Annotated in this window: 10 protein-coding genes; 5 read left to right on the top strand and 5 right to left on the bottom strand. The window is 44.9% G+C overall.

Going from position 1 to position 11828, the window contains the following annotated elements:
- Positions 1-23: 23 nt before the first annotated feature.
- The 4 genes from ABDK00_RS10325 to ABDK00_RS10310 form a co-directional block, all read right to left on the bottom strand.
- Entirely contained in the window at positions 24-1070 is a 1047-nt protein-coding gene (locus tag ABDK00_RS10325) for a FecR family protein (protein ID WP_346239123.1), read from the bottom strand.
- Positions 1071-1135: 65 nt separating this feature from the next.
- Positions 1136-1714 (bottom strand): RNA polymerase sigma-70 factor, encoded by a 579-nt coding sequence (locus tag ABDK00_RS10320; RefSeq protein WP_346239122.1) that lies wholly within the window; start codon positions 1712-1714, stop codon positions 1136-1138.
- A 148-nt stretch (positions 1715-1862) separates the two neighbouring features.
- Complete coding sequence (locus tag ABDK00_RS10315; protein ID WP_346239121.1) at positions 1863-2969, bottom strand: acyltransferase; 1107 nt, start codon at positions 2967-2969, stop codon at positions 1863-1865.
- A gap of 236 nt (positions 2970-3205) precedes the next feature.
- Complete coding sequence (locus ABDK00_RS10310; RefSeq protein ID WP_346239120.1) at positions 3206-3415, bottom strand: hypothetical protein; 210 nt, start codon at positions 3413-3415, stop codon at positions 3206-3208.
- Positions 3416-3596: 181 nt separating this feature from the next.
- On the opposite strand from ABDK00_RS10310, the gene ABDK00_RS10305 reads away from it, so the two are divergent.
- The 3 genes from ABDK00_RS10305 to ABDK00_RS10295 all read left to right on the top strand — a co-directional run bounded on the left by ABDK00_RS10305 (position 3597) and on the right by ABDK00_RS10295 (position 7651).
- Positions 3597-3986, top strand: coding sequence for an STAS/SEC14 domain-containing protein (locus ABDK00_RS10305; RefSeq protein WP_346239119.1), 390 nt, complete (start codon positions 3597-3599; stop codon positions 3984-3986).
- 11 nt (positions 3987-3997) lie between these two features.
- Positions 3998-4264, top strand: a complete 267-nt coding sequence (locus tag ABDK00_RS10300) for a SemiSWEET transporter (protein ID WP_346239118.1) — start codon at positions 3998-4000, stop codon at positions 4262-4264.
- Positions 4265-4402: 138 nt separating this feature from the next.
- Entirely contained in the window at positions 4403-7651 is a 3249-nt protein-coding gene (locus ABDK00_RS10295) for an amidohydrolase family protein (RefSeq protein WP_346239117.1), read from the top strand.
- Between the two features lie 12 nt (positions 7652-7663).
- On the opposite strand, the gene ABDK00_RS10290 is transcribed toward ABDK00_RS10295, so the two are convergent.
- On the bottom strand, positions 7664-8584 hold the full coding sequence (locus ABDK00_RS10290; protein ID WP_346239116.1) for a L,D-transpeptidase: 921 nt from the start codon (positions 8582-8584) through the stop codon (positions 7664-7666).
- 258 nt (positions 8585-8842) lie between these two features.
- Here ABDK00_RS10290 and ABDK00_RS10285 point away from each other — a divergent pair, with 258 nt between their 5' ends.
- Both ABDK00_RS10285 and glgP read left to right on the top strand, forming a co-directional pair.
- Complete coding sequence (locus tag ABDK00_RS10285; protein ID WP_346239115.1) at positions 8843-9997, top strand: Gfo/Idh/MocA family oxidoreductase; 1155 nt, start codon at positions 8843-8845, stop codon at positions 9995-9997.
- A gap of 121 nt (positions 9998-10118) precedes the next feature.
- Positions 10119-11783 carry an alpha-glucan family phosphorylase gene (glgP, locus tag ABDK00_RS10280; RefSeq protein WP_346239114.1) on the top strand — a complete coding sequence of 555 codons (1665 nt, stop codon included), beginning with the start codon at positions 10119-10121 and terminating at the stop codon, positions 11781-11783.
- Positions 11784-11828 lie beyond the last annotated feature (45 nt).

Raw genomic sequence — 11828 nt, 5'->3', positions numbered from 1 at the left:
TTAAATGGTGATACAATCGTTTATTAGTAAATAATAAGCTGGTGATTTTCCAGCTTATAGCGAAACCCGGTAGCTAATTTTAAAGATTCAAGCACTTCCGAAATCTCCTCATTTTCATAACTGCCGCTAATCTTTCTTTTTAAAATGGCAGCATCTTTTATCGTTACGCTGACGCCATACCAACGTTCCAGCTCGGCAAAAACTTCGCTGTAGGAGGCCTGATCAAAAGCAAGCCGATTTTTCGTCCATTCTGTTTCTATAATCGATGAATCGGTCGGGCTGGTTTTAACCGGCACCACGGAGATATTTGCGACATCTTTTTCAGCATAAGCCGCCAGGCTGCTGTCGATATGATTGTTTACAATTATCTTTTCATTAGGTTTCAGTAACACTTTATCGTTTCTGCTTTTCAGCGTCACTTCTACCGAACCTTTTATAAGCGTGGTTTGCGTGTTTTTTTCGTCTTTATACGCCCTGACATTAAAAACGGTTCCCAATACTTTCACGTCCATTGCTTTGGTGTGAACAATAAATGGATGTTCGCTATCTCTGACTACTTCGAAATACGCCTCGCCTTCCAATGCTACTTCACGCACTTTTTTGCCAAACGACTGATTATAGCTTAGTTTGGTGTCAGCGTTTAATAATACTTTAGTTCCGTCAGGCAATACCAGGCTCGATTTCGAACCCTTCTTTGTAGCGAGAATATTAGTCGAACCCGGGTCGTCGCTATTAGTTGTATAGTAGTATAATGCCAGGCAACTGAAAGCGATAATAACTACCGCGGCGACAGCACGTAGCAACCAGCGGAAGGAATGATTTTTCTGCCGGGTAGTATCTGCTTTCGCGTGAAGCCTGCTATGGATTTTCTGGAGCCGGGTATCAATCTCATCTTTGCTATATGATTGTTGCTGGTGAAAGCGGCCTTCTAGTACATCGCCCAGCAAATCCGACAATTGCTCCTGTTCCGCATCTGTTTTTAAATACTCCTTCAATTCAAGCGATTCGGGCAACGTAATCGTGCCCGATTGCTTTTTTATGAGTAGTTCAATAAGCCTTTCCTTATTCATTATTGCCGCTTCTAACAATAGGTCGCGCGCGGGGTGACAAAACCCTTAAAAGCCATGAGAAAAAATCAGATTTTTTTTTGAGCAAGGCTGCCCAGTAGTTCGGGAAGGGAGGTTTGAAGGGCTGTTGCAAGCTTTTTTATCGCAATATGCATTTGGCTTTCCACTGTTTTAACCGATATCTGAAGCAGCTGGGCTACTTCATCATATTTCATTCTTTCTTCCTTGATCAGCCTGAAGATAAGCCTGCATTTGGGAGGCAGGCTGTTAATAGCTTTGGTTATGGTTTGAACATTTTCTTTGCTGATATACGCGCTTTCAGGTTCGTCATAGCTCAATGGAAAATCTTCTGAAAAGTCGTCATATAAAATAGCTTTTCGGGTTCGCAGCGCACTTATCGCCGTATATTTCGTGGCCGTATAAATGTAATGAGAGAAATTTTTAATGGAAACCAGGGTAGTGCGGTTATGCCACAATTTTATGAACACATCTTCAACGGCTTCTTCGGCCTGCTGCACATCTTTGAGAATGTTGGAGGCAAAGGATACTAATCCGGGAAAATAAAATCTAACCAATTCGTCAAACGCGAACTCGTCATTGTAAACCGCAATCGCCTGTATCAGGTGAATCTTCCTTTCTTCAGTCATCGAAATATAAAGGGCCTAAGCCGTAGCTGCAATCGAAATGTTGTTGACAGCCTAAAGATATCTATTTCTTCTGTTTTCGCAAAAACGATTTTCCTTTGGGAGGGATAAGTATGGCGAACTAAGTTTTATCCGAACTGAAAATCGAGGATTATCGCCATTTTTTGGCCAGCCATTTGCGGACGGGCTCGTCATACCATTTCAAACTAATGTAAGACAAAATGATGGAGCCGATTAATATCAGCAATGCATAAGGCCAGGCTTCAGCCAGGGTTGTGCCTTTGTGGTCACTGATCCAGGCGACATAAAAATAAACAAAGGGGTAGTGGATTAAATAAAGCGGGTAGGAAATTTTGCCCAAAAACCGGCAAATATTCATACCGGTTCTGGTTTGCAAAGTGCCGCCAGCGCCGATATACACAATAGCTGGGAAAAGAAAGATGATACACGCGGATTCGTAAACCCCGTTCATCCAAACCTGCGCGGGGCCACCGATGCGCGGCATATAAAGAATGATAGCCAGTAACAGGCTGCTCCATAAAAACGCCCGCTTTAAGCGAATAGGGCGGGCAACCCGCGACAATAATAATCCGGCGAAAAATGGATAGATGGTTCTCGTAAAACCTACGCGGAGTTGTTCCGCATTGAGCGTCCATCCGCCGCTGACATCGCCATTGGGATTGCTAATAGCAAAATGGGCAAGCGCAACCGCTGCGCACAAAACGAAAAAGGTGAGCGCTTTTTTTGAAAGTTTTCTGACGCCAACGGCGTAGAGAATATTAGCGATATATTCAAAAAACAGCGACCAGCCAACGCTATTCAGCGGATGCATTTCCTGCCAGCCACGGATATCGAGCGATAAAGGCACGGGCAGAATAGTGTAACCAATTAAAGTTACCAATAGCAATTTCCATAGCGGAACAGTGTGAATGAGCGGCCAGATAGTGGAATCAGTAAAATAGAAGCCAAGGGCGCCCAACGTCATGCCAAGCACTACCATGGGTTGAAGGCGTATAATTCTCCGTTTTAAAAAGTTGCCAACAGATAATTGTTTCCAGCGATCGTCGTAGGCATAGCCGATTACAAAACCCGATAGTAAGAAAAAGAAATCTACCGCCAGATAGCCGTGGTTAACCAGATTGTCAAATCTTCCGGTTGAAAGCGGCTCGGCCAGATGGAAGGTGACTACTATAATGGCTGCCACACCTCGCAGCCCATCTAATATGATGTAATGTGGCTTTTCAGAAGGATTGCTCATTTATTCTTTTCATATGCGTTGTTCATGATCTGTTTGCAAAGCATGTAAAAATAGCCGAATATGAAGTGTTACCAGGCGCCAATCGTCTCAAATTTTATTCAAATCATCTCATTTTCATTTGCGCCTCGCTAAAATGAAAATGTTGACGTCGCGGCCAGCTGCCCTAAATAAAAAAAGAAAGGATCGCATTAACGATCCTTTCAACATTTATAGAGAAGAATGAATAGTATTGCAGATTAAGCCCGTGCGTTCACACGTTTACATATATACATTAACTCGTCAATGTCGTGGGCGCAGTTGATTTTTACATCCATCACAAAAACGTTGACCACAACATCACCGGCCACGTGCACTTTCACCATCCCGCAGGTATATTCGTCAAATACGGTTGTATTAATGTTGAAGGCCTGAAAGCCGTTGTTTATAATTTCGTTAAGCGTTGTCATAAGATTGGTTTTATAGTGAATGATCTGATTTGGAAAAAACAAAGCGCATGCCAAAACAAAAACAACAGCAATTTTAAGCGAAAGCAGCAGCTCCGATATTGCACGCTTTTAGGAGAGAGATGAGCAAAGCCGCTATTTGGTGGCATAGAAATTGCCTTTTTTCAATCTTAAATAAGCCCTTATGATTGAAAAGATGGCTACCCTTCCTGGCAATATTATCGGTTTTCGCGCCGCAGGCCAGGTAACAGCTGAAGATTTTACGCAAACGGTACTTCCCGAAGTGAAAGCGCACATGACCACTCATGAAGAGTTGAATTACATGTTGTATCTCGAAACCGACTTAAAAAATTTTTCTGTGGGCGCCTGGTTACAGGACGGTTGGCTGGGATTGAAAAACTTAACTAACTGGAACCGTTCAGCGATTATCAGTAATTCGGAAACCTTAAAAGGTGTTACCGACGTTTTCAGTAAAATTATGCCAGGAGTGTTTAGGGTTTACCCTTTCGATCAGGAAAGGGAAGCCATAAACTGGGTAAGCGGCTTTGGCGATAACGCTAAACAAACTTCTTAGCGGCAGGCGATATGGATACGAATACAATAATAGGTGTGGTGGCAAGTGCATGCACAGGGGTTTCCTTGTTGCCGCAACTGATTAAAATCCTTAGGGAGAAAAAATCCTCCGACCTTTCTCTCTGGGTATTACTTATTTTGATTTCAGGCCTTGCGCTTTGGGTTACCTATGGCGTGCTGATCGACGATTGGATCATAATTATTTCAAACAGCATTTCGCTTCTCATCAATTTATGCGTGCTCGGTTTCAATACCTATTATAAAAAGACGGGACGCTAAAGCAGCATACTTTTTCCCTGCGCATTAAAATTTTGCTGAAACCTGCTGCCTTGCTATCTTTCCGGCTTCATTTTCTCTTTTTTGTGATCACATGTTTAAATCGCTTTGCATTCGATCGCGAAGGTCTAATTTATTGTTATGAAGAATATTGCTTTTTTGCTTTGCGCGCTAATGCCGCTTTTAAGCACTGCCCAATCCAAATCCGACGTTAAGAAATGGGACGTTTCAAACCCAGGCGGGCCGCATCAGGATGTTTCCTTTACGGTGACGGAAGGTACCTGGATAAACCTTGATGTATCGCCGGACGGCAAAGAATTGGTGTTTGATTTGCTGGGCGATATTTACCAGATGCCTGTTACGGGCGGGCAAGCCAGGTTGCTGCGCGGCGGCCACGCTTTCGAAGTGCAACCAAGATACAGCCCCGACGGCAAAAAAATCTCTTTCACTTCCGATGCTGGCGGTGGAGATAATATCTGGGTGATGGATCGCGATGGCAGCAACGCCCGGCAGGTGACCAGGGAGCATTTCAGGTTGTTGAATAATGCCGTTTGGACACCGGACGGCGACTATCTGGTAGCGCGTAAACATTTCACTTCAGGCAGATCTTTGGGCGCCGGCGAAATGTGGCTCTATCACATTAGCGGCGGAAACGGCCTGCAGCTCACAGCGAGAAAAAATGATCAACAGGACGTGAACGAACCCTGCGTATCTCCCGATGGCCGCTATGTATATTTTAGTGAAGACATGTATCCCGGCGGCTTTTTTCAATACAATAAAGATCCCAATAAGCAGATCTTCATGATCAGGCGTTTCGACAGGCAAAAAGGCAAAATTGAAAATGTTACCGGCGGTGGCGGGGGAGCAGCACGCCCGCAGTTGTCTCACGATGGAAGGTATCTTTCCTTTATCAAACGCGTACGGACCAAAACGGTCCTCTACCTGCGCGACCTGAAAACAGGATTAGAGTGGCCGGTGTTCGATCAGTTAAGTAAAGACCAGCAGGAAGCGTGGAGTATTTTCGGAATCTACACCGGCTATGGCTGGTCGCCTGATGATAAATATATTTTTATTTGGGCGAATGGAAAAATTATTAAAATAGAGGTAGCAGCGACCAATAAAGCGGCCGTCATTCCTTTCACCTGCAATGTGCATCAAAAGATTTATGACGCGGTTCGCTTCAAGCAGGACATCGGCGGAGATCATTTTTCGGCGAATGTAATACGTCACGCCGTGACTTCGCCCGATCAAAAATGGCTCGTGTTTAATGCAGTGGGTTATTTATGGAAAAAGAAGTTGCCTGACGGAAAGCCTGAAAGGCTGACCCATGGCAGCGATTTCGAGTTCGAGCCTTCTTTTTCAGCGGACGGGAAAAATATCGTTTATACAACTTGGAATGATGAGCAGGCCGGAGCGATCTGGCGGCTTGCCATGGCCGGAAAAGCAAAGCCTGTTAAACTTACGCAGGGAAAAGGCATTTACCGGACGCCGTCCTTTTCATCTGACGGAAATAAAATTGTTTTTATAAAGGAGGGAGGAAGCGACGCCCTGGGCCCGGCGCATACGGCCCAGCCGGGGATTTATACTATGTCTGCTGACGGAAAAGATGAAAGGTTTATCATTCAAAGAAGCGGCGCTCCGGCCTTTAACCAGTCGGGAGACCGGATTTATTATGAAGGCGGCGGTAATAGTTTCTTTAGCTGCTCGCTCGACGGATTGGAAGAGAAGGAACTGATCAAAAGTACCTATGGCAACAACTTTAAAGTGTCTCCCGACGAAAAATGGATTGCTTTTACGGATTTACACAAAGCCTATGTGGCTGCTTTCCCGCAGACCGGAAAGACCCTTAATCTCAATGGTTCAGGTTCAGATTTTCCGGTAAAAGTAATTACTAAAGACGCGGGCTACAACCTGCATTGGAGCAGCGATTCGAAACTTCTTCATTACACATTGGGCAGCCAGTATTATACGATCAGGTTAGACGAAAGATTTGAATTTATTGCGCATAAGGCTGATTCTCTCTTTAAAATACCTGAAAAAGGAATTCCGGTATCGTTGCAGGTTGAAGTAGACCGTCCTGCGGGTTTGGTAGCTTTCACAAATGCGCGGATCATCACCATGAAAGGAGATGAGGTAATCGATAACGGAACGATTATTATCGAAAATAATGAGATAAAAGCCGTGGGCAAAGCGAATGAAATTACCGTGCCTGCCAACGCTTACAGCATCGATGCTTCCGGAAAGACAATAATGCCTGGGTTTATTGATGCGCACGCACATGCGGGCCACTTTAGAACGGGCATCACGCCACAAAAGCACTGGCCCTATTATGCAGGTTTAGCGTATGGTGTAACAACCATTCATGATCCTTCAGCCAATAGTGAGTTCGTATTTGCCAACAGCGAACTGGTTAAGGCGGGCGCAATTGTAGGGCCGCGGGTTTTCTCGACGGGCACCGTGTTATACGGAGCAGACGGCGATTTTAAAGCCGTTATCAATTCTTTGGATGATGCTAAAAGTGCACTGCGGCGAACCAGGACATTCGGGGCTTTTTCGGTGAAAAGTTATAATCAGCCGCGTAGAGAACAGCGCCAGCAGATCATTAGCGCCGCCCGCGATTTAAAAATGGCGGTAGTGCCCGAAGGCGGCTCTTTCTTTTTCCACAATACCAGTATGATACTCGATGGCCACACGACCATCGAACACAACATGCCTATCTCAATTTTGTATGATGACGTAATACAGCTCTGGAAAAGATCAAAAACTGCGTACACGCCTACGCTGATTGTAAACTACGGCTCGGTGAGTGGAGAGTATTATTGGTACCAGCACACAAATGTTTGGGAAAAAAACAGGCTGATGCGCTTTTCACCGCGCGGCGTTATCGACGAGCGCAGCCGCCATCGAACCATGCTGCCTGAAGAAGAATATGAAAACGGTCATATCCTTTCTTCAAAAAATTTGAAAAAGCTGAATGACGCGGGTGTGTTGATTAATATGGGCGCCCACGGGCAAATTCAGGGCATTGGTGCGCACTGGGAAATTTGGATGATGAAACAGGGCGGTATGACGGCTCATGAGGCTTTAAAAACCGCTACCATTAATCCCGCGAAAAGTTTGGGCCTTGACGATCATATCGGCTCGCTTGAAGCCGGCAAACTGGCGGATCTGATTGTGTTGGATAAAAATCCCTTGGAAGATATTTACAATACGGAATCCATTAGATATACGATGGCGAACGGCCGCCTCTACGACGCTGAAGAAATGAACGAGATCGGCAATCACCCCAAGCCACGCAGCAAATTTCCCTGGGAACTATACAAAAATGCCGGTGCGTTTCCTTGGCATGACCAGACTGAAGCACAGGGTTGCAGCTGCGGTCGGCATTGATTCGATTGAAAATTAGGGAGTTGCAGATTGGCTAGCGGCGACTTGTTGGCGCTGCTGTTGCCTTTCGATGATGGTTTGCAGGTGCGGCTTAACATAGCTGGCAATGCTGTCTGCGGGAATGTCTAAAGCCTTAGGGTTCTCGCTCAGTTGAAACCAGGGGCGGGGCTCGCCAAAAGGATAGGTTCCGAAAACGAGCACCGGCGTTCCGTAAGCCAGCCGTTCATAATCGTTTTTTAAAATCCATTGGTCAGCCCAGCTGTATAAAAATTTTGCATCGGCTTCGAGAAGGCGCATGCAGCTATGAGATGCAGGATAGCCGGGCAGGGCGTATTCGTGGAAGCCGACGCCCCATTTGTTGTGCACATTAAAGTTCCATTTTAAGATCCACTCATCATCGACCGTGCTTCTAGTTTTTTTGGCTTTCCAGTTGGTGAAAAACAAACCGCGGGGTGTTTTTTTACTTTTTCTACCCATGTTGGTGGGCCCGGTTAAAACAAGTTTGCCATTTTCGTAAGCTGCAAAAACCTGGGTTGGATATGAAAAAAAGATGATTTTATGAATATCCTTTAGCGCGTCAACTTCTTCAGGAAATGGTAAATACATTTTTACCTCCTGCGAATAATCACTCGGAACGAGAATGCTGTCAAGTCTTTTCAAATGCCGCGTATCGACCCTGTTGATGGCATTTAATAGATCCAGGTGGTTAGCGCCTTCGAAAGAGTCTTTTGCCGATAGCCAGTCTTTCTTTTTCACCCAACTATAGGTGATAACCGGCTTTAGATTTTCTTTTTTAGGTGGCGCAACCTTCTCTACTATGCCCTTCACAGTGCTGTCGACAGCCGCGGGAATGTTATTTTGATCGCTGTTGTTACAGGAATACGCAGTAGTAATGAGAATTGTCAGGGTAAGCGGAATAAAAAGTTTTGACTTCATCGTATTGCAAGATGCATAAATATATTCAGTAAATGAAATTTTAAAACGCCATGTCTCACGGTTTTCTTAAAAACGTATATTCGTAGCAAAACAATAAATAAAGGTGCCAACCATTACGGCATTCTTGAAAGAACAAAAACGAAATAAGCAAGCTGAACATACAAATGATCTTGCCGCTGCTTGAAAGCTAAGATCATTTTATGCCGGATTCAGCGGCTGCCGATAGGCGTGGACAACAAATAAAATAAAACTTAACACATGAAACAAAAATTGAGGGCAGGCATGATAGGCGGCGGAAAAGGCGCATTTATTGGCGCTGTGCATCGTATAGCCTTAAATATGGACGGATTGATTGAATTGGTTTGCGGTGCGCTAAGCCAGGATCCTGAAAAGGCAAAAGCTTCGGGCCGGGATTTGTTTTTGCCCGAAGACAGGATTTACGAAAGCTATCAGGAAATGTTTAAGAAAGAAAGCGCTTTGCCCGAAGATGAGCGTATGCAGTTTGTCATTATTGTAACGCCCAACTTTGCGCACTTCGAACCAGCTATGATGGCGCTCGAACATGGCTTTCATGTCATGATCGATAAGCCGATGACGCTGACCATAGAAGAAGCCAAATTGCTAAAAGATAAAGTGGATAAAACCGGGCTCTTGCTGGGCCTTACTCATACTTATTCAGGTTACCCGATGGTAAAAGAAGCCCGGAAAATGGTGGCAGACGGAAAGCTCGGCCCCATACGCAAAATATATGTGGAGTACCCACAGGGATGGTTGAGCCAGTTGAGCGAGAGTGAAGGTAATAAACAGGCTGCCTGGCGCACCGATCCGTCTAAAAGCGGTAAAGCCGGCTGTATGGGAGATATAGGCACCCACGCTGCGCATCTTGCTGAATACATATCTGGATTAAAGATTACAAAGTTGTGCGCCGATCTCAATATTGTGGTACCCGGCAGGTTGCTGGACGACGACGGCGCCGTACTGCTGAAATTTGATAATGGCGCCAGCGGCGTTTTGATCGCTTCGCAAATTGCCGCAGGCGAAGAAAATGATTTGAATATCCGCATCTACGGAGAAAAAGGCGGGCTGAAGTGGAGCCAGCAGGAACCGAATACGCTAATCGTGAGATGGGCAGATGCGCCGGCGCAAATCTTCAGAACCGGTAATGGATATCTTTCTGAAGTCGCTCAGCTAAACACGCGCACGCCCGGCGGCCACCCCGAAGGTTACCTGGAGGCTTTTGCCAATTTATATAAAAATTTTGTGATGACCCTCGCAGCAAAACTGGAAGGAACCCCGGTTGACCCGCTGCTCGATTTCCCCACCGTTGAAGATGGCGTGCGCGGCATGGCTTTTATAGAAAATGTAGTAGCCTCCTCCAAAAGCGAAAAAAAATGGTGGGACTACGTCGTTTAAGCCCCGCTTTGAAAAGCGGAGATTATCCCGGCTTTGGTGGGTTATCTACACAATTTCAACAAGGTATATAAACTGTCGTTAATTTATATTACTTTGCTCATCTTAAAAATTACTATTACTTATGAGTTTTGAAAACTTTAAAATTCCATATGAAATTGATAACAGTTACGCCAAGCGCGTAGCTTACTTTTCAATGGAGTTTGCTACGCATCAACCTTTGAAAATATACAGCGGCGGTTTAGGCTTTCTTTCCGGCTCACATTTACGCAGCGCTTACGAGCTAAGACAAAATCTCATCGGCATCGGCATATTATGGAAATATGGGTATTACGATCAGGAACGCAATCAGGATCAAACATTAGATGTTGCCTGGAATGAAAAGAATTATAGCTTTCTTGAAGATACTGGTATCAAATTTCAGATCGATGTGCATGATCATCCGGTTTGGGTGAAAGCCTGGTACCTCAATCCCGAAACCTTTAAAACCGCGCCTTTATTTTTATTAAGTACTGATTTACCTGAGAATGATTATGTTTCTCAAACGATCACTCACAAATTATACGACAGCAATGTGGCCGCCAAAGTGGCGCAATTTATCTTACTAGGAGTGGGCGGCGCAAAGTTGGTCGATATCTTAAATTTTAATCCGGATTTATACCATTTGAATGAAGCGCACGGCCTGTCGGCGGCGTTTTATCTTTATCGGAAATACAACAGAAACCTGGAAGAGGGTAGAAAAAAATTGGTGTTTACAACGCATACGCCGGAAGAAGCGGGCAATGAAAAACACGATATCTTTTTATGCCACAAAATGACTTATTTCTGCGGACTAACGGTAGATGAGGTAAAACAACTAACCGGCGAATACGGCGATATGTTCAATCATTCGCTGGTGGCGTTGCGGTTTGCACGTTTAGCCAATGGCGTTTCACAACTACACGGAGATGTGTCAAGGGAGATGTGGGGCAAGCATCCTAATATTTGTCCGATCACCTCCATAACCAATGCGCAAAACTGGACTTACTGGGCCGATAAGCAGATGTATAAATTTAAAGATGTCGGCGACGATTACGGATTTGACGATCGAAAAAAATGGCTTAAAAAGCGGGCTTTTGAAATCGTAGCGGATCAAACCGGTAAGCTTTTCAATCCGGATGTATTTACCATCGTATGGGCCAGGCGATTCGCGGGCTATAAAAGGGCAGGGCTAATCGCTTCTGATGCGCACCGCTTTTTTGAGCTGATGAATAACCAAAAATACCCGGTTCAAATTATTTGGGCGGGCAAACCCTACCCAATGGATCATCCGGCTATCAGCGAATTTAACGAGTTGGTGCATCTAAGTAAAAATTTCAAAAATGTCTCCGTATTGGTTGGTTATGAGCTGGCTTTATCGAAGCGGCTGAAACAGGCTGCAGACGTTTGGCTTAATAATCCACGCGTGCCGCGCGAAGCTTCGGGGACAAGCGGTATGACGGCCGCCATGAATGGAGCCGTTAATTTTTCAACAGACGACGGATGGATTCCTGAGTTTATAAATCATGGCCACAACGGGTTTGTCATTCCCAAAGCCGACTATGCGAATATGTCGACGCACGATCAGGATGCCTACGATCTTAATAAACTGTACGAAATTTTAACCCGTGAGATTTTGCCTTTGTATTATGAAAATTATAATACCTGGCGCCTGATTATGAAAAATGGAATGCAGGATGTTCGTTTTCAGTTCGACAGCAACCGTATGGCACACGAATATTATGAAAAACTATACAACGCGGAGGGATAGTTTTTGACGGCCCCTTTCGCGCCAGATTTTTAATTAATCCGCCGA

It is taken from the genome of Niabella insulisoli, from assembly GCF_039652435.2.
Taxonomy (GTDB): domain Bacteria; phylum Bacteroidota; class Bacteroidia; order Chitinophagales; family Chitinophagaceae; genus Niabella; species Niabella insulamsoli.
The sequence above is the reverse complement of the archived record's forward strand: the minus strand, read 5'-3'. Positions and strand labels throughout refer to the sequence as shown.